The 24,342-nt window shown below is 66.3% G+C and carries 23 protein-coding genes and 2 pseudogenes; 14 read left to right on the top strand and 11 right to left on the bottom strand.

The features are described from left to right. Positions 1–151 precede the first annotated feature (151 nt). The 3 genes and pseudogenes from EJP69_RS19795 to EJP69_RS19785 all read left to right on the top strand — a co-directional run bounded on the left by EJP69_RS19795 (position 152) and on the right by EJP69_RS19785 (position 2,817). The gene (locus tag EJP69_RS19795) at positions 152–1,354 is read left to right on the top strand and encodes a major royal jelly family protein (RefSeq protein WP_240652227.1); all 1,203 of its coding nucleotides are present in this window, start codon (positions 152–154) and stop codon (positions 1,352–1,354) included. A gap of 131 nt (positions 1,355–1,485) precedes the next feature. Continuing rightward, positions 1,486–2,299: pseudogene (locus EJP69_RS19790) on the top strand (AraC family transcriptional regulator); the annotation flags it as partial. 92 nt (positions 2,300–2,391) lie between these two features. Then, positions 2,392–2,817: a cupin domain-containing protein gene (locus EJP69_RS19785; RefSeq protein WP_126472196.1), complete on the top strand. Its 426-nt coding sequence runs from the start codon at positions 2,392–2,394 to the stop codon at positions 2,815–2,817. Between the two features lie 86 nt (positions 2,818–2,903). Here EJP69_RS19785 and EJP69_RS19780 read toward each other — a convergent pair whose 3' ends face one another. Next, on the bottom strand, positions 2,904–3,905 hold the full coding sequence (locus tag EJP69_RS19780; RefSeq protein ID WP_170217182.1) for a LysR family transcriptional regulator: 1,002 nt from the start codon (positions 3,903–3,905) through the stop codon (positions 2,904–2,906). A gap of 142 nt (positions 3,906–4,047) precedes the next feature. On the opposite strand from EJP69_RS19780, the gene EJP69_RS19775 reads away from it, so the two are divergent. Then, entirely contained in the window at positions 4,048–6,924 is a 2,877-nt protein-coding gene (locus EJP69_RS19775) for an endo-1,4-beta-xylanase (RefSeq protein ID WP_126472195.1), read from the top strand. 40 nt (positions 6,925–6,964) lie between these two features. On the opposite strand, the gene rrtA is transcribed toward EJP69_RS19775, so the two are convergent. Continuing rightward, the gene (rrtA, locus tag EJP69_RS19770; RefSeq protein ID WP_126472194.1) at positions 6,965–7,657 is read right to left on the bottom strand and encodes a rhombosortase; all 693 of its coding nucleotides are present in this window, start codon (positions 7,655–7,657) and stop codon (positions 6,965–6,967) included. Between the two features lie 60 nt (positions 7,658–7,717). Then, a pseudogene (locus EJP69_RS19765) lies at positions 7,718–7,990 on the bottom strand (IS3 family transposase); the annotation flags it as partial. Positions 7,991–8,420: 430 nt separating this feature from the next. On the opposite strand from EJP69_RS19765, the gene EJP69_RS19760 reads away from it, so the two are divergent. After that, on the top strand, positions 8,421–8,699 hold the full coding sequence (locus EJP69_RS19760; protein ID WP_338067649.1) for a GSU2403 family nucleotidyltransferase fold protein: 279 nt from the start codon (positions 8,421–8,423) through the stop codon (positions 8,697–8,699). A gap of 239 nt (positions 8,700–8,938) precedes the next feature. Here EJP69_RS19760 and EJP69_RS19755 read toward each other — a convergent pair whose 3' ends face one another. The 8 genes from EJP69_RS19755 to EJP69_RS19720 all read right to left on the bottom strand — a co-directional run bounded on the left by EJP69_RS19755 (position 8,939) and on the right by EJP69_RS19720 (position 16,748). Next, complete coding sequence (locus tag EJP69_RS19755; protein ID WP_148112196.1) at positions 8,939–9,220, bottom strand: hypothetical protein; 282 nt, start codon at positions 9,218–9,220, stop codon at positions 8,939–8,941. A 66-nt stretch (positions 9,221–9,286) separates the two neighbouring features. Next, on the bottom strand, positions 9,287–9,820 hold the full coding sequence (locus EJP69_RS19750) for a hypothetical protein (RefSeq protein WP_126472191.1): 534 nt from the start codon (positions 9,818–9,820) through the stop codon (positions 9,287–9,289). A gap of 254 nt (positions 9,821–10,074) precedes the next feature. Then, the gene (locus EJP69_RS19745) at positions 10,075–10,458 is read right to left on the bottom strand and encodes a TA system antitoxin ParD family protein (protein WP_170217179.1); all 384 of its coding nucleotides are present in this window, start codon (positions 10,456–10,458) and stop codon (positions 10,075–10,077) included. A gap of 126 nt (positions 10,459–10,584) precedes the next feature. After that, complete coding sequence (locus tag EJP69_RS19740) at positions 10,585–11,715, bottom strand: sterol desaturase family protein (RefSeq protein ID WP_126472189.1); 1,131 nt, start codon at positions 11,713–11,715, stop codon at positions 10,585–10,587. Between the two features lie 20 nt (positions 11,716–11,735). Continuing rightward, entirely contained in the window at positions 11,736–12,818 is a 1,083-nt protein-coding gene (locus EJP69_RS19735) for a GNAT family N-acetyltransferase (protein WP_126472188.1), read from the bottom strand. Beyond that, positions 12,809–13,666, bottom strand: coding sequence for a hypothetical protein (locus EJP69_RS19730; RefSeq protein ID WP_126472187.1), 858 nt, complete (start codon positions 13,664–13,666; stop codon positions 12,809–12,811). The genes EJP69_RS19735 and EJP69_RS19730 overlap by 10 nt, the downstream gene beginning before the upstream one ends. Beyond that, positions 13,663–14,901: a multidrug effflux MFS transporter gene (locus EJP69_RS19725; protein ID WP_206169360.1), complete on the bottom strand. Its 1,239-nt coding sequence runs from the start codon at positions 14,899–14,901 to the stop codon at positions 13,663–13,665. Before EJP69_RS19725 ends, EJP69_RS19730 begins: the two co-directional genes overlap by 4 nt. After that, complete coding sequence (locus EJP69_RS19720) at positions 14,895–16,748, bottom strand: AMP-binding protein (protein WP_126472186.1); 1,854 nt, start codon at positions 16,746–16,748, stop codon at positions 14,895–14,897. The genes EJP69_RS19725 and EJP69_RS19720 overlap by 7 nt, the downstream gene beginning before the upstream one ends. A 169-nt stretch (positions 16,749–16,917) precedes the next feature. Between EJP69_RS19720 and EJP69_RS19715 the strand changes: the two genes are divergently transcribed. The 9 genes from EJP69_RS19715 to EJP69_RS19675 are packed head-to-tail and all read left to right on the top strand — an operon-like array spanning position 16,918 to position 24,332. Next, entirely contained in the window at positions 16,918–17,712 is a 795-nt protein-coding gene (locus EJP69_RS19715; protein ID WP_126472185.1) for a phosphodiesterase, read from the top strand. 36 nt (positions 17,713–17,748) lie between these two features. Further along, positions 17,749–18,840 (top strand): DUF6001 family protein, encoded by a 1,092-nt coding sequence (locus EJP69_RS19710; protein ID WP_126472184.1) that lies wholly within the window; start codon positions 17,749–17,751, stop codon positions 18,838–18,840. Then, on the top strand, positions 18,824–19,387 hold the full coding sequence (locus tag EJP69_RS19705; RefSeq protein ID WP_126472183.1) for a DUF6031 family protein: 564 nt from the start codon (positions 18,824–18,826) through the stop codon (positions 19,385–19,387). The genes EJP69_RS19710 and EJP69_RS19705 overlap by 17 nt, the downstream gene beginning before the upstream one ends. Next, positions 19,384–20,652 (top strand): aspartate aminotransferase family protein, encoded by a 1,269-nt coding sequence (locus tag EJP69_RS19700; RefSeq protein ID WP_126472182.1) that lies wholly within the window; start codon positions 19,384–19,386, stop codon positions 20,650–20,652. Before EJP69_RS19705 ends, EJP69_RS19700 begins: the two co-directional genes overlap by 4 nt. Continuing rightward, positions 20,645–21,106, top strand: coding sequence for an aromatase/cyclase (locus EJP69_RS19695; RefSeq protein ID WP_126472181.1), 462 nt, complete (start codon positions 20,645–20,647; stop codon positions 21,104–21,106). Before EJP69_RS19700 ends, EJP69_RS19695 begins: the two co-directional genes overlap by 8 nt. Beyond that, complete coding sequence (locus EJP69_RS19690; protein ID WP_126472180.1) at positions 21,103–22,218, top strand: SDR family oxidoreductase; 1,116 nt, start codon at positions 21,103–21,105, stop codon at positions 22,216–22,218. The genes EJP69_RS19695 and EJP69_RS19690 overlap by 4 nt, the downstream gene beginning before the upstream one ends. Continuing rightward, the gene (locus EJP69_RS19685; protein ID WP_126472179.1) at positions 22,215–23,228 is read left to right on the top strand and encodes a fatty acid desaturase family protein; all 1,014 of its coding nucleotides are present in this window, start codon (positions 22,215–22,217) and stop codon (positions 23,226–23,228) included. The genes EJP69_RS19690 and EJP69_RS19685 overlap by 4 nt, the downstream gene beginning before the upstream one ends. Then, positions 23,209–23,727, top strand: a complete 519-nt coding sequence (locus EJP69_RS19680) for a dCTP deaminase (RefSeq protein WP_126472178.1) — start codon at positions 23,209–23,211, stop codon at positions 23,725–23,727. The genes EJP69_RS19685 and EJP69_RS19680 overlap by 20 nt, the downstream gene beginning before the upstream one ends. Further along, complete coding sequence (locus tag EJP69_RS19675; RefSeq protein ID WP_126472177.1) at positions 23,724–24,332, top strand: dCTP deaminase; 609 nt, start codon at positions 23,724–23,726, stop codon at positions 24,330–24,332. Before EJP69_RS19680 ends, EJP69_RS19675 begins: the two co-directional genes overlap by 4 nt. Positions 24,333–24,342: the final 10 nt, after the last annotated feature.

Genomic DNA, 24,342 nt, shown 5'->3' with positions numbered 1-24,342 from the left:
TGTGCTCCCTCGCCGCCGCCGCACTCTGGATGCCTTGCGCGCCAAGGCGGGGCCTCTGATCGGTGCCTTCGAATTGCTGCAGATGCACCGGCAGGCCTGAGCCGCCGTCGGTTTTTTATCTTCCTGTTTCGAGCTTCTCATGACTCTTCACATGCCCAAACTGGCTTCCATCGCGCTGGCCGCGCTCGTAGCCCTCTGCGCGGCGGCGCATGCCGCCGATACCACGCCCCTCGAACGCTGGCGCAGCTATGCCGGCGTCAGCTGGGAACCGTCGAAGGACGGTGCGGACCCGGCCCCCTTCGCCGGCTCTGTCAGCGCACCGATCGCCGGGCTGCATTTCGATGCACGGGGCGCCGCCTACGTGAGCACGCCGCGGCTGGTTTCTGCCGACGCCCCGGCAACCCTCAGCGTGCTGGACATCCGCGCGCAAACGGGACCGGCTCGGCTGACGGCGTTTCCCTCGGTGCAAGGCAATGCGGTCACGGCCGCGCCGGAGCAAAGCCTGCGCAACGTCCTGGGCTTCCATGTCGATCGCAAGAACGGTTGGCTGTGGGCGCTGGACATGGGCTTCGTCGCCGGAGAGACCGAAGCGCCTGCAGGCGCCCAGAAGGTGTTGGTGCTCGACCTGAAGTCGGGTCGGACGGTCAAGCGCATCGCCCTTGACGGCGTGGCCGATCGCAAGGGCAGCTTCCTCAATGACATCGTGGTCGATGAGCGCCGCCGCGTCGCGTATATCTCCGACAGCGGCATGCGCAGTGCGCCCGCCAACATGGTGGGCTTGATCGTGGTGGACTTCGCCTCGGGCGAGGCTCGACGCGTGCTCGACAAGCATCCGGGCCTGCAGATCGAGCCTGGCGTCAAGGTCGTTTCCCATGGCTCCGAAGTGTGGCCCGGCAATCCACTGCTGCTCGGCATCAACGGCATTGCGCTGTCGCCTGATGGCCGCACGCTGTACTGGACCGTGACGACAGGGACCCGCGCACGCGCCGTTCCGACTGCAATCCTGCGCAGGGCTAATGCGAGCGATGAGCAAATCTCAGCAGCCATCCACGACCTGGGGGCACTGGGCGGCAACACCGACGGGATCGTGACCGACGCCAAGGGAGCGCTCTACATCGCCGACGTCACGCACAACGGCATCGTGAAGTACGAACCGCGCACGAAGACAATGTCGCTGATTGCATCCGATGACGGTGTGCAATGGCCAGACACCCCCGCGATCCTTCCTGGCGGAGATCTGATCTTCACGTCCAGTTCCTTGAACAACCACTTTGCGGGTTCGGTCAAGAGCGGGGACGAACGCTACGACCTGTGGCGCCTGCCACTCAACGACCGCAAGGCGAAGCTCCGCTGAGCGCCTGATCTCAGCGCAACAGGGGATGTGGATGAGCAGCAAGGTCGCTGGCGCATCGTGCATCGCGCATCGCTGCGGCAGCGACGGTTGTCCTTCTCGTCTGCCCGCGTGGTTTCGATACCATACCGGCCATGAGTCGCGCACCAGCACCCGCCGCACCTGTCGCGTGGGTGAGGCATACGGAACCCATCGACGGAAAAGCGCATTGAGGCGCGCTTTCACGGCAAGGCATATGCGATGCACCGCCACGACACATACGCGGTCGGCAGTACGCTGGCCGGCGTCCAAAGCTTTAACTACCGGCGCAGTCGGCGCGACAGCCTGCCGGGCCACACGATCGTGCTGCACCCCGACGAGGCCCACGACGGTCAGGCGGGTACCGACGAAGGGTTTCAGTACCGCATGATCTACGTCGAACCCGCGCTCTTTCAAGCGGTGCTCCAGGGGCGGGCCTTGCCCTTCATTGAAGGCGGCGTGACCACCGACTCGCGCCTTGCGGCCGCGACCCGGAACTTGCTGCAGGATGTCGATGCCCCGCTCGAACCGCTCGAGTACAGCGAGGCAATAGCCGAACTGGCGCTCGCCCTGGAAACAGTGGCGGGTACACCCGCACGACGACCGAAGGGCGACTTTCTCGCCGCGCAGCGCGCACACGACTACCTGCACGCGCACCGGGCGCAGGTCATCACGCTGGACGACCTCGAAGCTGCCACGGGGCGTGATCGCTGGAGCCTTTCGCACGACTTTCGCATGTTCTACGGCACAAGTCCCTACCGCTTTCAGACCATGAGGCGGCTCGACATGGTGCGCTGCATGCTGGTGCGCGGCACCTCGCTGGCCGACGCCGCAGCGGTGGCAGGGTTCGCCGACCAGAGCCACATGACGCGACACTTCGCAAAGACATTCGGGCTGACGCCCGGGCGGTGGTTGCGCATCGCGGCGAGCGAGCGCGACGTTTGGCGATTGGCCACGAACGTTCAATACAGCTGTGGGAGCGCTGCTTATCTTCGACGTCATTCCCAAGAACGGAGCAATCGATGTCCCTGCCCTCCAGCTCAACCACAACGCCAGCCGAGCGTGGCCAATGCCAAGCCATTGACCTGATCCAGAAGATCCACCGGATCGATGATTACTGGCAACCGCGCGTCGTCGCCGAAATGAACGACTACCAGTTCAAGGTCGTGAAGGTACACGGCGAATTCCAATGGCATGTGCACGCCGAGACCGACGAGACCTTCATCGTGCTTGAAGGCGAACTGCACATCCATCACCGTGCCAGCCTTTCCGACGAAGGCGTCATCGTGCTGCGCGCGGGACAGATGGCGGTGGTGCCCAAGGGCGTGGAACACAGGCCTTCTGCGCAGGCGGAGGTGAAAATGCTGCTGGTAGAGCCGCGAGGCGTGGTGAATACGGGTGATGGCGCGCCCGGGGTACGGACTGTCGAGAATGATCAGTGGATCTGAGACGGGACCTTCGTAGGGGTTCTACTGCCTCGGCGTAGAACTGCGAGCAGCGGCCATGTTGCTTGGCGGACGCGCGCCCCGGTGGCTTAGGACCCGGCGCCCGGCGTCGCCCTTTCAGCCAATGCCGCTTCGGCCTGATGGTCCGCCGTGTTGCGGATCACATCCATGAACGCCAGCGCGGCCGTGCTGGGTGGCTCGCCTTGCAGCGTGATCAGGCCGAAGTCGGGCATGCGGGTGGGGAGCTCGGTCGCGATGCGCGTCAGCAGCCCGCGCCGTACATACTTGTCTACCAGCGCGGCGGGCTGCAGCGAGAGCATGGTCGTGCTCTGCAAGAGTTCCAGCGCGAACAGGAACGACGGCGTCTCGACGATGCCCGAGGTGAGCGACAGGCCCGTGCTGCGGAAGATATCGTCCGACACCTTTCGCAGTGCCGTGGATGTCGGGTACAGAATCCAGGGCCAGTTCGACAGCTCCCTCGGTCCAGGGGCGTTCGGTCCGCGCAACGGATGGTGCACGCCCGCGGTGATCTGCAACCTTTCACCGGTCAGGTTCTCGTAGTGGAACTGGTCTCGCTGGGATTCGTCGGTGAAGCGGCCGATCATCACGTCGATCTTGCGCTCGGCCAGCCACACGATGAGCTGGTCGCTGCTCTGCTCCAGCACCTTCACCACCAGCAGCGGCCGCAGGCGCTGCAGCTCGGCCACCGCGGCGGTCAGCAGATGCGCCGCACCTGAGACGGCGCCGATCGACAGATGGCCGTGCCCTCCCTGCTTCAGGGTGCTGAACTCGTCCACGAACTTGCGATAGCCGTCCAGTGCCGAGTGCGCATAACGCAATGTGAAGAGCCCCAGCTCGTTGGGTTGCATGTCGCGCGGCAGGCGATCGAACAGGCGCGCCTCCAGCATCTCCTCGATGTCCATCAGCACCTTGGTGGCCGCCGGCTGCGTGATGTACATCTGCTCGGCAGTCAGGCGCAAGTTGCGCGTCTTTCCGAGGATGTCGAGGAACTGCAGGTGCCGGAAACGCAGACGCGAGACCTGCGCCAGCATCAGGGGTTTACCAGAGGTCTTGCCTGAACTCATCAGCATTTGGAATGGATGCTAGCGAAAAAGTCAGTGGACCGTCAGGGGGCCGTCACCTAGCCTTCGGGTCGGTCAACCAGGGCTCCGCAGAGAGCCGGCGAGTCGCGGCAAGTTCGCCGCACCCCGCATATTCCGTTCCGGAGACATCATGAAAATCAGATCACTGGGTCTGGCGACTGCACAGCAGTCCGCATTGGCCGGCCCGCCTTCGCGCAGATCAAGGAACACGTGCAACGAGAACTTCCCGATCGTCGGAACCACCAGGAGTATCGGGATCATGTTCGGCAGACTGGACATCAAGAGCCTCCTGATTGCGCTGCCAGCCGGACTTGTGATCGCGAACGCCACCCTGGCGGCCGATCGGCCAACGAACCCCGCCGATTGGCCGGCGCTGAAGGACGTGTACAAGAACCACTTCCTGATCGGCAGCACCAACCTCGACGCGCGCAACTTCGGCGCCGACGTGGTGCCGGGCGAGAACTCGGTCGCCGCCATGACCGTGAAGCATTTCAACGTGGTGACGCCCGGCAACGCGATGAAGCCGGAGTTCTGGAATGGGGGAATTAGCAATCCGACCCCGAACTTCCTCACGAACCTGACCTCGGGCATCAACGCCGACATCGGCGCGGCCAATGCGCGCGGCGTCAAGGTCACCGGGCACGTGCTGGTCTGGCATAACCAGTCGGCCCAGTGGCCCGCCCCCAATGTCCTGACTGCGAGCGGCGGATGGGAAACCCCGTGGGACTACGCGACGGCGAAGATGAATCTGGAGTACTACATCCGGACCGTGGCCGGCCATTTCGACCAGGAACCGTTCAAGACCTACGCCTGGGACGTCGTCAACGAAGCGTTCAAGGACAACCCCGACAACCCCGCCGACTGGAGAAACGCCCTGCGTACCGGCTACAGCCCCGAGGAGCGCCCCTCCCGATGGGCCCAGGCCTACGCCAAAGGTGGGAAGAGCTGGGACTACATGTATGACGCTTTCTACGCCGCGCGCCAGAACACGACCGCGATCCTGAACTACAACGACTTCAACGACAACGAGCGAGCCTCGAAGGCCACCACGATCGCTTCGATGGTCAAGGAATTTAATGAGCGGTACGCGGCCGAATCGGCCGCAGGCAAGGGGCGGATCCTTCTGGATGCGAAGGGGAATCCAAGGCCGCTGGTCGACGTCATCGGCACGCAGGGGCACTGGGACATGAGGCTCAACCTGGATGCCTTCGAGAGGACCATCAAGACCTATCTCGAGACCGGGGTGAATGTCGATCTGACAGAGTTGGATCTCGCACCGACCCTAGGCCTGGACAAAGGCCAGCGGATCCAGAACGGCCCGGAGATGGATGCCCTGTTCGAGGAGCAGGGCATCCAGTACGCAAAGCTCTTCAGCCTGCTCAAGGAATACGCCGCCGGCCCGGGAGGCCGTCACCCCGAGTACAAGGGCGGCGTGCACCGGGTGACCTGGTGGGGGATGACGGACCCGGGCTATCACACCAACGGCTATCCGTGGTCCGGCGTCGGGCAGCCGAAGGAGGCGTACTGGGCCACGACGAACCCCGAGCAGTACCTCATCGATGCGGGCTTGCCGCCGAACGGGGTCGCCGCGACCTTCAGCTATGGTGGAGAAAGCTTCAAGGCCAGGACCTGGGGCGGCAAGAACGCTCAGGCGATGATCGACATCAACGTGCCGGTCGGAACGAAGAACGTCGTCTTCACCGCTGCCAACGTCTCGCTGCCCGCGGGGTTTGCCGTCGAGAGCATGAAGTTCAATCCGCCCGACTGCGCCGTGGTTCCCGGAAAGCCGTGCCATGTGACGGTGACCGCGCGCGGGCCCGCACCGGCCACTGCCTCTGTGGAGAACACGGCCACCTTCGTACTGTCCTTTGGCAAGATGACCGTCGGGTGGATGGATGCCGCCAACGCCCTGGAGGCGCCCTTCTCCTATGCGGACGTTCGCTTCAGCGACGGCGTGACCGCATTCAAGCAATACAAGACCTCGTATGGAAGCGACGGCATGGCGAGGGCGTCTGGCGTCGCTGAAACGAAGGCTGTGCCGAAACATGGTCGCACCACGCTCGTCCTGCAGCCGCAAGACCCGATCGCCGGTCCCTTCGGGCTGAGGTTGCAAAAGGATGCGTCGACGGAGAAAGCCTGGCGACTCGCCACGAGATTCGAACCCGGCAGGACTTACATGGTCGTATCCGGCGAGTCGGCTTTCAACGGACAGACGCAGGCCGCTGCGTTGACCAACAGAAGCAAGCCCGCGACCACGGCCTCGCCGGAATCACTGTCGCGCACGCCCGTCGTCCTGCGTGGCGACATCCTTGTGCCATCGCGCAATTCGAATGCGCCCCCGGGCGAGCCCGCCCTGGCCCAGGACAACCTCAAGTTCGTCTTCGAGGAGGCGAAGAGCCCTGCCGCAGGACCGTACGCGGCCCAGGAAGGGCACACAATGCAGAGCTTCATCCATGGCACCAACGCCTACCCGCACATCGTCTTCAGAGGCAACGGAGCGACTGGCACCGTCGTGGCGGGTCAGAATTCGCTGATCACGCGACAGACGAACGGCCAGGAGGGTTCGCAGATCGCCGAAAGAGCGCTGGATCAGGCCGTGTGGTTCAACACGCCCATTGACCCGAAGTCCGGCGAGATGAAGATGTTCCTGTACTCCGAGAAGGACGGCGTCAAACAGCATCATGTCCTGAAGGAAGTAGGCGATGGCGAGACGCCGAACAGGGACGCCGGGAACGCCATCAGCCAGCGGCAGGGATCCGTCGGCGGATTCGTCGCCATGCAGGCGGAGAGCCCCAAGGAGGGCACGAGTGTCAGGCTCTACGCCTACGACATCGAGTCCTACACGTCGGACAATGAACCGCCGACGACGGAGCCCCCCTCCCCGCCTCCGGTGATGCCGATCGCCTTCCCATTCCGCAGAAGCGGCGGATCGCTGGACACGGGCGACCTCGCGCTCGCACTGGCGGCCCTCGCGGCGCTTGCGATCGCCCGCCGCCGCCGGCCCTGAAGAGGTGAAGCCGGCACCGAGGCCTGGCCTCGGCGCCGGCTCAGGCCCGCCGCAAGTACGTCCACGCGCCCTGCCAGAGACAGAGCGCCAGCGCGCACAGGGCGCCGTACAGGTGGGCCTCGACCATCACCTCGCCGCCGATCAGCGCACGCTGCACCTCCGCAGGCGGATGGAACATCTGCCAGCCGATGCGTGCAAGGATGGCGACCAGGACGATCAAGGCCACGCGTTCGCCACGCCGGGCGCGCGGCAACAGCACCCAGATGAACAGCCCGTAGAGCACGCCCGACAGGCCCGCGTAGTTCGTGGCCCCAGACGATGCGACCAACAGCAGGATCCCCACGCCGAGGGCCAGCACAACGATCGCGGTGGCCCAGGCGCGCCAACTGAGGGTGCCCGCCGCGAACGCGGCGCACAGTACCAGCCCGCCCACGTTCATCAGGCAATGCACCCAACCGAGATGCACCGCATGCGCCGAAAGAAGACGCCAGGGCTGTCCGCCGAGCACAGCCGCGCGTTCGTAGCGCAGCACTTCGTACACCGGCTCGCCGCCCGCCTGCAAGGCCAACACCAGGCAGGCGAGCCCGATAGGAACGAGCCAATTGGCGAAGGATCGTTGTGGGAGAGGTCGCACGGCGCGCGGCCTGTTCAGGGGGGCGGGGAATTGCCCATGAGGCAGTCGAAGGTGCTCGGTGACTTTTTTGGTTTTGGCCGCATTCTGACCCAAGCCCATGTCGCGGTGGGGCCTTGAGCGGAAGTCTGGTTGGGGGTGCGGATAAAAACTTGGACTGGTTTATGCCACAAGTCCAAGGCTCACCCGGTATTCGATGGGGCTGAGAGAGCCAAGAGAGATCTCGATCCGCTTCTCGTTGTACCAGTGGATGTGCGAGTCGAGCGCCTCGATGAACTGCTCAGTGGTGGCGTTCTTCCAGTCCCGAGGATAGAACAGCTTGTTCTTCAGCCGACCGAAGAAGTCTTCGCAAGCTGCGTTGTCAGGCGAGCATGCCTTGCGAGACATCGAGCGGGTGAACTTCGCGTCGCTCATTCTTGATAGCCAGCGCCAGCGCGATTCCCCGGATGGTGTGTCCGTCCGCGCGTGGGGCACCGGTCCTCGCAGGTGAGCTGCCCGTACGAGCCCGAACGGGAACAGGAGAGGAGGGAGGGAGAGCAGGGAGAAGGGCTGGCCGAAAGGCAAAGAGAGGCTCGAGGTCACAGATGGCGCGTGGCTCGCGAGGGACACGACCAGAATATGAGATGCAAGCTTATCGACGCGTTCCCGGATTTCGAATTGAACGTTGCCGAGCGCAAGCACCCTGTGTGGGGCCCTGCTTTCGAAGGTTCCAAGCGAACAAAACGTTGATTCCGCGAGCGGTCGACGCCGGGAAAGAAGGTTGACCTCGGTGGGCGTTTCAGCCTAGAGGGCTTGCACTCTGGGATGCAGACAGCAATCTTGCTGACACCAGTTCACGGAGGAGCAGGCCTCCACCGGCGAAAGGATTCTGAATTCACTGCGCTTCAGCCAGATGGTGGTTTCCACGACCGGTGAGATCGCACTCATGGACACGATGCATCCCCTGGATTTTGCGGATGTGAAGCGTGCCCTGGCTAACCATCCAAAGCGCGATCCCCGCAAGCGCTCGAAAGACCTGCTGCAGGCGGAACTTGTGAAGGCATTGGTGCGAGATTACATGCCCCAGTACGCGCGGCCAGAGGCACCGAATGCAGGGCATGAACCTGGGCAGCCCGGAGACGCCGACGCCCCTTCTTTAGGCTGAGAGCCTGCGATGTCCTCTACCTGCGATTGACCGCACGGAATACGGCTTCGACTGGGCTCTGTTCCGGCGGATGGGACCGTTGACGTCCGAACGGCCCACTCATGACCTGTCCAAGAAAGAAAAAGTCCGATGCAACCGAAATGCGTCTTGAGGGAAATCGCCCTTGGCGAATATGGTAACCCTCGGAACGACCGCCGCCGAGATCGTCACGCCCTCGACGGTTGGAAATTGTTCACTATTTAAAAATAGAGAATGCATTGAATGTCGGGTACCAGACATTCAATACCGATCAGTTCCTCTTCTCCCTCCTTCGCACCGATAGATTCCGCGCCACTTCGAGGCCTTGCACGGTCGCGCGGCCTCAAAATCGCGACCAGCTTGGGGTTCTCGATTGCAGCCTGTTCGCGGCGAAGCTCGAGGTGGATGTCGCTTGCGACAGCGGGGCCAGGAGCCAGCGTGAGCGAGACGAACTCTGCTTGCTGGTCGCTGGCCTTCGATGCGATGCCTCCCGCGTCGACCATGCGGCGCCACTTGTGAAGGGGGCAGGATTCCATGGAAATCAACAACCATGAGCATCGACGCGCTCGTCAACTGTCGTTGCCAGGCGGCGCAAACAATGCGCGATAGGTGGGAGACATGAGTCGCGAGAGTTGCGGCCACTGTCGATCCCAGAAAGGACCACCGGGGATGAGTGATGGATCCAGTGCGTCGGCCACATGGATGCCATGTCGCAACGCGACCTTTTTTCCGGCATCGTCAATGGCGAGCTTCGCGACTTCCTTGAACAGCGCCTGCAACGGGCTTCGTCCAGTGCGCGTGGCCTCGGTGTCATGCTTGGCAGCTTCCGCGCGCAGGAACTCGCGTGCAACGTCTATTGCCAAGCGTAGTTGCATCTCCCCCTTGCTGTCTTGTTTCTCCTTCAGCTCGTACAGATTCACAAGCCTGCTGCGCAAGACGTGAAGCTCATGCATGATCCGGAATGAAACATCCGCGCGCTCGACCGTGACCGCTCTGGCCCGCACCTGCTCTGGAGTCAGTCCTATCAAGCTCCACAGCACATCGACGTTGATGTATTCGTCATCCGGGAGGAAACGAAACGCCTGGCCAACGAGCGATGTCATGGCGCGCGGACTGGGAAAGAAGGTCTGGCCATTTAGCGCATCGGCATACCGAAACACGCTTGCCCGTGCACCCGCTGAATCGGTCAGAAAATCAACATCGCGTGAAATGGCTGCGATGCCTTCCGGAAGGCCGATTCCATAGCGCTCGACTCATAGCGCCAAGGATTGGCAACCGATGTGAATGTCATCACCCGCGACCTTGATCAACGCGAGAAAAACGCCCGGAGGCGTGTCGGCCTCCTTTCCTGTCGGCTTTACCAACCCTCGCCCTCCGTCGGCTCTGGATCGATTTGTCGCTTGAAGGTGAATCCCTCCAGTGCTTCCTTGCGCACGACGAAGAGGCTCTTGGCGGTTCGCTTGCCGTTGGCAACTTGATCGGCGTCACTCATATGAAGCATTCGTATCCGCTCGGATTCGGACATCTGGAGCTTGCCCAAGGCCACAGAGACAAGCTCGTCGGCAGAACCCTTCGCTCCCAGGAGATGCATCGCGGATGCTGCGCTGATGCCCGCTGCCTCGAGGGCGGCCCCCAAGCGCGCCCAGTGCTCCATCTGTTGAGCGATGGGGCGCCCAAGAGCTTGGCCGGTCGATTGCGCCAAGCTGTACAACTCGTCTGAAACACGGATGGACTGTGCCATGGTAGAACTGTATGTGGCATATTGCCACATGTCAAAGTGCTCGCACCGGTGACCCTTTTGGTAAGGGCTGCAGAACGATTCCGTATTGTTGGAGAGAGCTAGGCGCAGGCGCCCGCGTTTCGGCGTCTACCGCCCAGCTATATATGCAACCGCCGGACTCAGGAGCATCGTTTGCAGGCCCCACGCCCAGCGGACACGGATGGCGGACTCCAGCACCGCCCCGGTAACCCAAAACCCGGCGACGGTCAGGCCGAGCATCGCCGCATTGGTCCAGAACGAGGCGGCATCCGCGTGCCACAGGAACAGGAGAATGGCTGCAAGCCAGAGAACGAGTTGCGCGATGGCGGTCCACTGCTGGACAGGCGTGAGTGCCGGGTCGTAGCGCCTGACCGTATCCGGCGACTTCAATTGGATGGGAAATCTCTCGGCCATGTCGGCTGGCTGCCAACCCGGAGGCTTCAGCCATACGCGCAGCTTGTCGCTCCACCTGCGCGTATGCCATGCGGTGCGCGCCAGCGTGACGTAGACGTTCAGGAGCGCGCGCAGCGGATTCCAGCTGTCGAGCGGCCTGACCGTGCCGTAGATGCACGGCTCGCGCTCTTCTGCAAAGGTTCCGAAGAGCTTGTCCCACACCACCAGCAAGGCGCCGTAGTTGCGATCGAGGTATCCGGCGTTGACGGCGTGATGCACGCGATGGTTCGATGGCGAGGAAAAGACATGGTCGAACCAGCCGAGCTTGCCGACGTGTTCGGTGTGTACCCAGTAGCCGTACAGAAGAAGCACCATCGCCGCAATGCCGAAGTACTTGGGCGGCACGCCGACGATCGCCATCGGCAGAAAGAAGATCCACCCCAGGATCGCGACCGCACTCCCCTGCCTTAGCGCGATCGAGAGGTTGAAGTCCTGGCTCTGGTGATGCACGGCGTGGGCCGCCCAGAACACCGCGCATTCGTGGCCCGCGCGATGCACCCAGTAGTTGCAGAAGTCGAACAGGATCACGGCGGCCAGGAGTCCGATCCAGCTGTTCCAGAACTCCACGCTCGACCAGCGCGAGGCGAACGGAAAGACAGCCGTATAGAACCCGATCTGAAAGAACGGCGTGCACACGGCCACCACCTGGCTGAGCAAGCCGTGGCTCAGGTTGCTGATGAAATCGTTGAGCCTGTAGGTGTTGCGCCGCTTGATGCACCCCCAGGCAAACTCGCACGCGATCAGCACGGCGAAGAAAGGGATGGCGTAGATGATCGTGCGGTACATGGTGCCTCCTTGCGACGGGATCAGCGGCCGTCGGAAGTGGCCGCCGCCCCCTTCCCCGCGGGTCGATAGATCGAAGCCAGGGTGTGGCGGATCAGAGGCGCGAGAAGCCGCGTGAGCCACCGGCTGCGGTGGCGCACGGCGATCCAGATGTCTTCGTGCTGCGCGCCGAACTTGCGCTTCATGCTGTGGTTGGTCGATCCGAGGTCGACGCAGGTGCAGCCGCTGCTCGCTGCGTACTCGATCGAACGCGCGACGACCTGATACCAGAGCTGGAGTTCTCGCGAGACTTCGTAGTCCATGCCGATCACGAGGCACTTGAGCTTTGCGCGCTGGTGAAGCAACAGGCCGAACCCCACCGTCCTTTCGCCCTGCGAGATCGTGAGCATCCGCGCGGCATCGAGCCGCCCGAGTGCCGCGAAAAGCCGGTGCGGCAACGCGGGCGTGCGTGCTTCCGTGGCACGCGCGTTCACGGCCAGGTAAAGGGCGTAAGCCGTGTCGATCAGGTGATCGAAGCTCCGGTGCACCTTGACCTCCAGGCCTGCCGCATCGCCGTGTTCCATCACCTGTCGCAGGTTCCTCCGCTTCTTGGATGGCAGCGAATCCAGGAAGTCCTGCATACCCCCGCCCGCTGGCAGCGCAAGTCGGCTGCGGTCGTAGCACATGTGCGTGATGAAGCCCGCATCGGACATCGAGCGCATCGGCTCAACGTCTGAGTCCGGCGAGAACTCCTTGAGCACGAGGATGTCGCAGCGGATCGCCGTCTTCACGTACGCCTCGAAGCCGGCAAGGAACCCGGCGAAATCCAGCGCCTCGGCGTCGAACCAGTAGGCCTTGCCCGCGGCGACGGTGCCGCCCAGCACCAGCACGCGCAGTGGGACGAAGCGCATCACGCGCATCTCGGCGACCGAGCAGCAGGCGAGCGCGCGCACCTGCCCCGCAGCGTCGGTGGCTTGTACGAAGTGATAGGTAACCCCGGGGTCGGCATCGGCCAGCAGTTGCAGGAAATCGGGATCGAGCGAGAGCTCCTTCTCGGCGACCCGTGCATTCCATCGCGCCCGAAAAGCCTCGTCCAGGGGATCGACCGGGTGGAAGGTCAGCGGCATGGCATCTCGGGCTGCGGTCTTCTGACCATCAGGCTGATCGTGTAGGGGCCAACGCTGTTGAAGCGCGATGCGCCGAAGCGGTGTTCGCCGATCTTCTCGAAGCGGAAGTTGGAGAAGACCCGCTGGTCGTTCGTCTCGGGGCTGCTGCTTTCCAGCCGGTACAGGAGGTCGAAGCGGTCGGCCAGCAGGCGAAACGGTTCGAACATGCGCCGCGAAACGCGCCGGCCCTGGTGGGCCGGGCGCACGCATCCCATCTGGGCGTAGATGCAGCGCTGCGGAAAACCCTGCTCGCGCAGCGTCTGCAGCGAGGCGCGCACCAGCGCGTTCGCGGCACCCGCCGCGGCCGCCGCGCGCAACGGCCCGTAGCTGCGCAACGCAGCCGGGGCGCCGAACGCCGCCAGGTGCCACCAGGGCTCGGGGCGGGGCATGGCCGGCGGGAGCCCCCACAGCGATGCGCCTCGGACCTCGCGTCCCTGCGTCGTCTGCGCGGACTCGAGCAGCACCAGCCCTCCTTCGAAGGTCGCCGCCATGCACAGGTAGTCGATCACGCGCGCGATCTTTTTCCGGGCCCGCCCGCTGTCGCCGCAACGCACGCGCGCCACCTCCGAGGGAGGCAGCCAGGCCAGCCACCCCTTGTCCCGGTTGTGCACGAAGGCGTGCGCCATCAACTGTGCGGCGAGGGCCACCTGCTGCCTGGTGCATGCGATCTCGACGCGGGGCCGGTCCTGCAGGTCGGCATCCGCCATGTTCAGGTCCGCGATCAGTTCGTGCAGTCCCTGCAGCAGCGCCGGCTCCACGTTGGGCGCTCTCAGGGCACGGGATGCCGATGGCATGGTGGGTGCGGTCATCCCGCCACCTGTGCCGGCAGCGCCGCCGCAACCGGCTGGAAGAGGCGTCCGCGCTCGGCCATGAGCACCATCGCCAGCGCCGCGCAGCCGCTGGCGATCGAGCCCAGCGTCATCGGTACCGCGGTGCCGTCGAACGACTGCCCGATGAAGATGCCGATCAGTGCGCCGCCGACGTTGATCACCAGGCTCTGGACCGCGGAGGCCGTGCCTGCGATGTGCGCGAGCCGCGCCATGGCGAGCGAGCCGAAGTTCGCGAGCATCAGGCCGAAGCAGAACATCAGCGCGGACTGCAGCGCCGTGAAGATCCATGGCCGTTCCATGCCCGACCATGCGACGGCGCCGTGGACGCAGGCGACGAACAGGTAGCCCATCAGCGCCAGGTGGGAGGTGCGCCGGGCGCCGAAACGTCCCACGACGCGTCCATTGAGCAGCGCCGCCAGCGCGACGCAGGTCGCGACCGTGCCGAAGACCAGGGGAAACACCTCGGGTGCGCGGAACACGTTCGCGAACAGCTGCTGGCCCGACGTGACGATGCCGAAGAGCGCGCCCACGAGCGCGGTGGACGCCAGCGTGTAGCCCAGCGAATCGCGCTGGCGCAGCACGCAGCCGATCGCCTGCGCCACCGTGCGCGGCGACAGCGGCATCCGGCGCTCGCGCGGCAGCGTCTCGGGCAGGCGCAGCGCCACCCACGGCAGCAGCGCCGCGCCGAAGAGCGCGATCGCGGCAAACACCCACTGCCATGACGACAGGGCCAGGATCGCGTGGCCCAGCGAGGGCGCGAAGATCGGAACCCCCAGAAAAAGCATGAAGGCCAGCGACATCACGCGCACCATCTCCTCGCCCGAATGACGGTCGCGGATGATCGACAGCGCAAGCACGCTCACGCCGCCACCGCATCCCTGCAGCACGCGCAGTGCCACCGCAGTGCCGAAGTCCGATGCCAGCACGCTCAACCCCGCGAAAGCCGCATAGAGCGACAAGCCCAGGAGCATGAACGGCTTGCGCCCGTAGTGGTCCGACAGCGTGCCGTAGACCAGCTGGGAGACGCCGAACCCGATCAGGTAGGCGGTGATCAGCCACTGCCGGCGGTTGTCCTCGCCGGCATTCACCGCGGCGCCGACCTCGGCCAGGGCCGGCAGCAGCGTGTCGACGGCCACCGCGTTGACCGACATGACCGCCGCGGCCAGCACGATGAATTCCTTGGCGCCCGGCATGGCGCGGACGGGCTTCAGCATGCGGCGGCAACGCAGAGCGGGGACGCGGCCTCGCCCGCCGCGAATCCGACGGAGCCCGGCTGCCGCGCCGCGTGCACATACTGCGCCTCGACGAGGTCCGCGCGGCGCGAGAGGAAGCGGCGCTGGTTGATCGTGCCCTTGTCGGTCAGCTCGCCGAAGGCCGCGCTCGGCGGCTCCATCAGCACGCAGGCCCGCGCGAGCGACTCGCTCGATCCGGTGTGAACGGCGTTGTAGGCGGCCACGGCCTCCTCGAGAAAGCGCAGCAGCGCCGCCCTGTCCTCGCCCTGCCCGAGCGCTTCGTCGGCCGGGGCCGCGAAGTCCCGCTGCACGAGCTCGGCGTTCAGCCAGAGGAAGACCACCAGCCGCAGCCGGCCGGAGCCGGCCACCACGACGTCCTGCACGAGCGGGCCGGTGTGCGACAGCAGCTGGGCCTTGATGCGCCCCGGCACCACCCAGATGCCGCTGCCGAGCTTGAATTCGTCGCTGGAGCGCCCTTCGTAGCGCAGGCCCGCGTCGGGGTTGGCGGGATCGACGAACGAGACCAGATCGCCGGTGCGGAAGAACCCCTCCTCGTCGAACGCCTCGCGCGTGCGTTCATCGTCGTCCAGGTAGCCGGGGGTGACGTTGGGGCCCTTCACCGCGACGGCGTACAGGCCCCGGCGCGGCGAGAGCCGCAAGCTCATGCCCGGCAGCGGCAGGCCGATCTCGCCGGTGCCCGTCGTCTCGAAATGCGTGATGGCCGAGGTCGATGTGGTCTCCGTGAGCCCCCATCCGCTGGCCCAGCGCGCGGCGTGCCCGGTGGTCCGGCGGCACACCGCGTCCATGCGACGCCAGAGCTCGGCGGGCAGCGGCGCGCCGCCGTACACCAGCAGGTCGAGCCGGCGGAAGAAGGCTTCGGCGAAGGAAGCATCGGCCTCGAGATGCGGCAGCAGCGCCGCATAACCGAGGGGGACGTTCGTGTACCAGGTGGGCGACACCTCGCGCAGGTTGCGGATGCTCTGCCCGATGTCCTTCAGCGTCGGCCTGCCCTGGTCGATGAAGAGCGTGCCGCCGTTGCGCAGCGTCATGTTGAAGCTGTTGTTGCCGCCCGAGGTGTGGTTCCACGGCAGCCAGTCGCACAGCACGGGCGGGCTGTCCTCGAGGAACTGCCACAGCTGTGCCATCTGCTGCTGTTGGGCGCAGAGCATGCGCTGCGTGTGGATCACGATCTTGGGCAGTCCTGTCGAGCCGGAGGTCAGCAGGAGCTTCGCCGGTGTGTCCGCGTCGATGCGGGCCCTGTGTTCGCGAAGGCGTTCGCCTGTCGCGCCATCGGCATCGTGCGCCACGGCGCCGGCGAGCATGCCCGCCGACAGCCAGCGGCACGATGCGGCTTCGCCGTGCGGAGGGCGGCAGGCGCCCGCATCCGCGATGTACGCCAGGCCGGGGCGCACGCGCTGGGCCACGCTTTCGATGCGCGCGAGTCCCTGCGCGCTTTGCAGGTGCACGGGCGACATGGGGAGCACGATCACGCCGATGGACATCGCAGCAAGCGACAGCAGCGCGTGCGTGATCGAGTTCGCGTCGATCAGCAGCAGCGTGGAGCCGGCGCATGCGCCTTCCTGCAGCAGCACCTGCGCGACGGCGTGCACGCGCTCGTGCGCCTCGGCATAGCTCACGCTGCACCAGGCCTCGTCCCTGTCCTCGCGTTGCGCGAGGAACATGCGCTCGGGTGCATCGCGTGCCCATGTGTCGAGGTGGTCCAGCAGCGTGGGCGGGTACGGCTGCAGCGGCTGCCGGGTCGCGTAGAGCACATCGCCCTCGCGGTGCGTCATCACCGTCGCAGCAGGCGCGAGACGTGGCGAATTCATGATTCCATTCCTCCTCGATCGCAACGGTCCGATGTCGATCAGCGCGCGTTTTTACGTCAAAGCCATTGCGTTGAGTGCGTCGTGAATACTTTCCTCCGCTACGCCATCGGGCGTATGGCTGCACGCCTTTCGTGACAACACCATGACGGCCTGTTCGTCGAGGAGTCACATGCTCATTGCGCAGTTGTCCGATCCGCACATCCGGCCCGAAGGCGTGCTCTACCAGGGCGTCGCGAATTCGAATCGCATGTTCAACGAAGCGCTTGCGCATGTGCATGCACTGGACCGGTGCCCCGATCTGCTGCTGATCACGGGCGACCTCGTCGACGAAGGCCGGCCCGAGGAGTACGCGATGGTGCGCGAGCTGCTCGCGGCAACGCGCATCCCCTTCCTGGTGATCCCCGGCAATCACGACCACCGCGAAAACTTCCGCGCGGCCTTCGGCGACCAGCCCTACCTTCCCAGGGAAGGGCCGCTGCACTGGTGCGTCGAGGACCATCCCGTGCGTCTCATCGGGCTCGACTCGTGCCCCACAGGAAAGCACCACGGACACATCGATGCCCAGGGACTCGCATGGCTTGCCCGCACGCTGGCGCAGGACACGGTCAGGCCCACGGTGCTGATGCTCCATCACCCGCCTTTCATGAGCGGCATCCCCTACATGGACACGTACCGCTACATGGAGGTGCAGCAGCTCGAGGATGTGGTGCGCGCCGCGCCCAACGTCGAACTCGTGCTGTGCGGCCACGTGCACCGCACCATGCTGCGCCGCTGGGCCGGCACCGTCGTGTGCACCTGCCCGAGCACCACCACCGAGATCGATCTGCAGCTCGCCCCCGAGGCCCCGCCGCAATCCCACATCGGGCCGCGCGGCTGCATGCTGCACCTGTGGGACAAGGCGCACGGCATGGTCAGCCACGTGAGCCACATCGGCGCCTTCGAAGGCCCCTACGGGTTCGCCTGAGCGCGCGAGGACATGGAACACCGGAGCATCCAGACAGTGAACTACCCGGATTTCGTCACGGCCAATGCCGCTGCATTCCTGCGTGACCGCCACATCGGCTTCGACCTGCTCGCCACGCTGGCGCGCGAACAGGGCTTCGACGACGCGCAGGTGCTGCTCACGAGTTCGCCGGTGCACGGCATCGCCACCGCGACCAGCGACATCGACCTCATCTGCGTGACGCCGCAGGCCGTGAGCCGCGGCCAGATGGCCACGCAGATCCACCGCGACGGCCAGCACTGCGAGATCCTGCCGATCGGGGCGCAGGACCTGGAGCGCGCCTTCGCCGATCTCGCCGCGCTGTCCCGGCGTGCCCTGCCGCAGCGGCTCGCGGACTACCAGCGCTGGGACGGCGAGCACGCCGTGCGCAAGAAGTACCTGGAGCGCATCGTCTACGCCGTTGCCACCGACGGCCATGCGCACCATCTCGGGCACCTGCCGGCATTGGTGCCGGTCGCGGCCGCGCAGGAGTACGACGCCTTCCACCAGAGCCGGGTGTGCGCGATGCTGGCCGAGCGCGCCGGCGAGCCCGAAGGGGCGCGCGGCTATCTGATCAACGCCTGCCTTTTCGCGATGGCGGCCGCGCTGTCGCTCGGCGGCTGGGTGCTGTCGAACAAGAAATGGACGCTGCGTCGCTGGCACGAGGCGGCAACATCCCGCGTGGGGCTGCTCGACCCGGTGCTCAAGGACCGGCTCACGGCCCTGTGGTCCGCGGTCTGCGAATTCGCGCCCGCCGCGACCGCGCTGGAGATCGCCGCGCTGGACGAGATCGCAGCGCGGCTCGCCCTGCTGATGGACGCGCTGTCGCTGGCCGACGCCCTGCCCCACACGGCGGCTTCCTGCACACAGGCTGCGCTCGACAAGCGATCGGCCTTCCTGATCGGCGATGACGGCTACGCCCGGCTCGCCGCGACTGCCGGGATGCAGGCGGCACCGCCCGACCTCGCCGGCCTCGCCACCCTCACGAGCACGCAGGCGGCCTCGCTGCTGCGCGGCGCGCGCAGCGGCGCCTTGAGCTTCTCGCTCACGGCCATCGACGCCTGCGCGGAAGACAAGGACAAGGAAGACACCCATGCCCTCGCCGATTGAGTCACGGTCTTCTTCGTCCGCCCGGACCTTGCGCTGGTTCCCGCGCATCCACGCGGGCTACCGCTTCGATGCGGGCGAGCATGTCACCTCGACCATCAGCGCCGCCTGGCTGCTCATGACGGAGCTGCGCGCGTACATCGAGGATCTGGCGGGCGCGCGCGACATTCCGGACGCTGCGGCGCTCGTCAAGATCAAGATCGCCGAACTGCTGCTGCAGGTGGACGCGGTACTCGGCCGCGCGGTGGTGCCGCACGAGATGCATCGCCTGCCGCTGCTCATGGCCTACGGCCTGAGCGACGTGGCGGCCATGGACGGTCCCGCCGCCACTCGCCTGCTCGGCCTGGACGTGCCCACCGACGGCGCGGAGGTCGACCGGCTCATCGGCGTGCTCGAGGAACTGCTCGCGGCCTTCCCGAGCGACCTCGTCGATGCACTGCAACCCGAGAACCAGGGCCACGTGCTGCGCTTCCTGCGTTCTGCCAACAAGGCGTGCGAGCGCGTGGGCTGCGATGCCGGCTTCCTCGCGCCGCTGATGACCTCGCTATGAACGACGATATCCCGACCGGGCGCAAGAACGCCTTCGCGGACCGCTACGGCAGCGTCTTCGGCCGCCAGCAGGGACTGATGCTCAAGATGGCCGGGCTCGCGAGCTCCGAGTGCAGTGCGAGCGGCCCGTGGATCGAGGACAGTGCGGGCGCGCGCTGGCTCGACTTCGGTTCGTTCGGCGTTCACCTGCTGGGCCACGGCCATCCGCAGGTGGCGCAGGCGCTGACGGCCCAGGCCGCGCGCATGGGGCTCTCGTCCAAGATCCTGGCCAACGAGCCGATCGTGGCGGCCGCCGAGCGGCTGCTCGCACTGGGCGGCGAGCCGCTGGACGGCATCATTCTCGCGAACACCGGCTCGGAAGCCGTGGAGGCCGCGCTCAAGCTCGCGCGCATCGCCACCGGCCGGCGCCGCATCCTGGCGTTCCGCCACGCCTACCACGGGCGCACGCCCGGCGCGCTGAGCGTGAGCCACGGCTATGAGCGGCACGGCGCCCTGCTGACCGACGGACAGTCGAGCTTCATCGAGGTCGGCGACCTGCGGGCCGTGGAGGCCGCCCTGGCCACGGGCGCGTACGCGGCCGTGATCATCGAGCCGGTGCAGGGCGAAGGCGGCATCCGCCCGGTGGCCACGGCCTTCCTGCAGGCGCTGCGCGAGCTCACGCGCGCACATGGCGTGCGCTTCGTCCTCGACGAGATCCAGACCGGGCTCGGCCGCACCGGCCAGCTGGTGTGCCCGGTCGCGCCCGACATCCGCCTGCTGGGCAAGGTGCTCGGCGGCGGCATGTTCCCCGTGGCCGCGGCGCTCTTCGATTCGGCGCAGTTCGGCGCCGCCGCGCGCGACCCGGTGGTGCACGCCTCGTCCTTCGCGGGCAGCCCGATGGCGGGCGCCGTGGTGAATGCCGTGCTCGACGTGGTCACCGAGTCGTCCTTCGCGCCCCGCGTGGCGAGACTCGGCGAGCGCTGCCGCGAACTGATCGCCGAGCGTATCGGCCGGCACCCGGCGGTGGCGCAGGTGCGCGGCGAGGGTTTCATGATCGGCGTCGAGTTCAAGGACATGAGCGACGCCGGCCAGATGATCATCGAGGCGGCCAAGCGCAAGCTGCTGATCGCCTTCTGCCTCACGGCACCGAACGTCGTGCGCGTGTACCCGCCGGCGGTCATCGACGAGCCCACGCTGATGGACGGCATCGAGCGCTTCTGCGCCAGCGTGGTCGCCCTGCCCTCCCGCGACCCCCTGCCCTCGAAGGAGCCTCTCGCCAATGCCTGACGTCAATTCATCGCTCGCCATGGGTCCGATGGACCGCGAACTTCTCTGGCGCACGCTGTGCGACTTCGAGCACTACCCGGACTTCATGCAGGACGTGCTGGAGGTGCGCGTGGAGCGGCGCTCCGCCACGGAGATCCTCAGCCACTGGCGCGTGCTGCTCAACGGCAGCGAGCTCTCGTGGACCGAGCGCGACCTGCTCACCGATGACCACCGCATCGTGTTCGAGCAGACCGACGGCGACCTCGAGGTGTGGCAGGGCGAGTGGCGCGTGCTGGACGCCGGCGACGGCAGCCTCAGCGTGGAGCTCGACGTGAGCTTCGATCTCGGCATCCCGTCGCTGGCCGAGGTGCTGCACCCGATCGGCGAACGCGCCATCCGCGCCAACAGCCGCCAGATGCTGGAGGGCATCCGCACGCGCATGGCCGCCGCGGACGGCCTGCTGGTCGGCTCATGAAAGTACTGCTCAGCGGCGCGAGCGGCACCGTCGGCATCCCGCTGGTGGCTGCCCTGCTGGCGCACGATGCCGACTTGCGCCTGAGCTGCGTGCTGCGCTCGCAGAAGGCGCGCTCGGCGCTCGCGCAGACCCTGACGCCCGTGCAGCGAGAGCGTGTCGACTTCATCGAGGCCGACCTGTCGGAGGGCGCCGGCGTCGATGTCGCCGCGGGCCTGCTGACCATGGACGACACGCCTACGGTCGGCGTGCACCTGGCCGCCGACGTCTCGTGGGACAAGAGCTGCGAGGAGATGCAGCAGCTCAACGTGCAGGGCACGCGGAATTTCGCGCGACTGCTGCTGGCGGCATCGGCGCGCCCGCACATGGTCTACGTCTCGACAGCCTATACGCAGACGCACGACTGGGACTATCGCAACGGCTACGAGGAAAGCAAGGCGATGGCCGAGCGCAGCCTGCGCGAGGAGTTCGGTGCGCGGCTGCCGATCTCGACCTTCAGCTGCAGCCTGGTGGTCGGCGACAGCCGCACGGGCGAGATTGCGCGCTTCAACGGTCTCTATCCGTTGATCAAGTTCCTCGCCGCCTTCAATCCGCCCTTCCTCGTGGGCAACAAGGACGGATTGCTCGACATCGTGCCGGTGGACTGGGTGGTTTCCGAGCTGCACGCGATGGTGCTGCGATGCGCGGCCGACGGCACGCCGCACGAATGCGTGGCCTCGGCCGGACCGCACCGCGTGCGCTACGAGACCACGGTGCGGCTCATCGAGGAGCGCATCGCGCTCGCGCGGCGTCGCCATGGCCTGCCCGAACTCGCGCCGGTGCCCATCCTGCGCGACCGGCAATGGGGCTTCCTGAAGCGCGCGCTCGCCGCGTGGCAGCCGCCGGGCATCTCGCGCTCCGATTTCCGCTACTTCGAACGGCTGCTGCGCGTCTACGGCACCTATGCGAGCAGCGATCGCGTGCGCGCGCCGCTGCACGTGGGCACGCCTTCGCCCGACCCGATGGCCTTCCTGCCGGGCGTGGTCGACCACTGGATCGCGCACCACCCGCGCACCGTGAGGCCGCAGGCTTCCACGGCGTCGTCCGCCCCGGCGGCACAGGAGCAGCCCGCATGACGGCGACCAGCATGGGCACCACCCTCGGCGGGCAGCCGATGCGCCTGCCCTTCGGGCCGCAGACGCTGCAGGCGCTCGCCACGCTGCGGCCCTGGCGCTGCGCGGCGCAGATCCTCACCCAATGGCTGGTGTGCGCCGTCGTCATCGTGCTGGCGCAGCGCCTGAAGCAGTGGCCCGTGACGATTGCCGCGATGCTGGTCATCGCCACGCGGCAGCACGCGATGCTGGTGCTGATGCACGACGCCGCGCACTGCCTGCTCGCGCGCAATCGCCGCATCAACGACGTCGTCGGCAACCTGCTGCTGGCTTTCCCGCTGACCCTGAGCGTGGCGCGCTACCGGGCCCACCATTTCAGGCACCACCGCTACCTCAACGGCGAGGGCGATCCCGACGTCGCCGACTCGGTGATCCCCGCCACGCGCGGGCGCTTCCTTGCGCTGCTGCTGCGCGACGTCTCGGGCCTCACGACCCTGGCGACCCTGCGTTCGGCCAACAGCTTCGGCCTGCTGGGCCTGTTCTCCCGGCAGTCGCCGGGAAGCCTGCTCGATCGCGCCCTCGCGGTGGCCTTCGTCGCGGTGGTGGCAGCGCTGGTGGCCGGCTTCGGCGTATGGCGGGAGTTCGTCCTCTACTGGCTGCTGCCGATCCTGCTGTTCATGCCCGCGATCCTGCGCGTGCGCGGTATCGCGGAACACGGCGGGCGACTCGGCAACCCCGCGCGCACCGCCGCGCGCAGCCTGCGCGTGGGATGGATCGAGCGCTTTCTCTGGGCGCCCTGCCACATCAACCGCCACTGGGAACACCACAGCTGTCCGGCCGTGCCCAGCTACAACCTGCCCGCGCTGTCGCGCCTGCTCGCGGCCGGCGACGCGCATTGCGCCGCGGCCAACCCGACGATGGGCTACTTCGTCGGGCCGCGCTCGCTGATCCACGAGCTCTACCCGGCCGCCCGGACGAATCCCGCGCCCGCCGACGGCGCGGAGAAAGGCATGCATGGTCCTCACGGGAAGTGAAATCCGCCGCATGCGGGAGGCCGGCTCGATCGTCATCGAGCCTTTCGACGAGCGCCAGATCGAGCAGAACTCGTACGGCTGCTGCCTGGGGGCGGAGATCCTCGAATACAGCTCCGACCAGATCGATCCGCACCTCGGGTTGCAGGTGGTGCGCCACGTCATCCCCGAGGAGGGACTGGTGCTGCAACCCGGGCGCTTCTACCTCGGCCAGACGGCGGAGCGCATCGGCGGGGTGCACTTCGCCAGCGAGCTCTACGCCAATCTCTCCACCGCCCTGTGCGGCATGTTCATCCAGACCAGCGCGCCGCTCGGCCACACGGGCGCGGTGATCTGCTGGACGCTGGAGATCGTCGTCACGCAACCGCTGCGCGTCTATGCCGGCGCGCGCATCGGCAAGGTTTGCTTCTGGACCAACCTCGGCGGAGAACTGAGCTATCAGGGCCGCTACGTGGGTTCGGAAGGTGTTGTTCCCTCGCGAATCATCATGGACTCCAAATGATCCTCACCGGCACCGAAATCTCCCAGCGCGTTCACAGCGGCGACATCACCATCGCGCCGTTCCTTGCGAAGAACGTCAATCCCAACAGCTACAACTTCAGGCTGGCTCCCCGCATGAAGGTGTACCAGGAGGGGGTGATCGACATCAAGGAGGAGAAGCCCACCGAGGACATCCACATCGGCCCCGAGGGCTTCGTGCTGGAGCCGATGCGGCTGTACCTCGCGACGACGATGGAGACCATGGGCAGCACGAAGTTCGTGCCGACCTATGCGGCGCGTTCGTCGATCGCGCGGCTGGGCATGTTCATCAACCTCTCGGCCTCGCTCGGCGACATCGGCTTCGTGGGCAAGTGGACCATCCAGCTGCTGGCCATCAACCGCATCCGCGTCTATGCCGGCATGGACATCGGGCAGATGATGTTCTGGAAGGTGCAGGGCGACATCGACCTCTACGACGGCAAGTACCAGGGCGCGACCGAGGCCTATGCCTCGCGCATCTTCATGGACTACCAGAAGAAGGCGATGCCGGCGCCGGTCGCGGCGCCCCCGATCGTGCACCCGCTCGAAGTCGTCGACGCCCGCGCCGCCGAGCTGGACGATGCCTGAGAGGGAGCGC

Origin of the sequence: Variovorax gossypii, from assembly GCF_003965815.1 — a bacterium.
GTDB lineage: Bacteria > Pseudomonadota > Gammaproteobacteria > Burkholderiales > Burkholderiaceae_C > Variovorax > Variovorax gossypii.
Note: the sequence above shows the minus strand (reverse complement) of the source record. Positions and strands in the feature narration are given on the sequence as shown.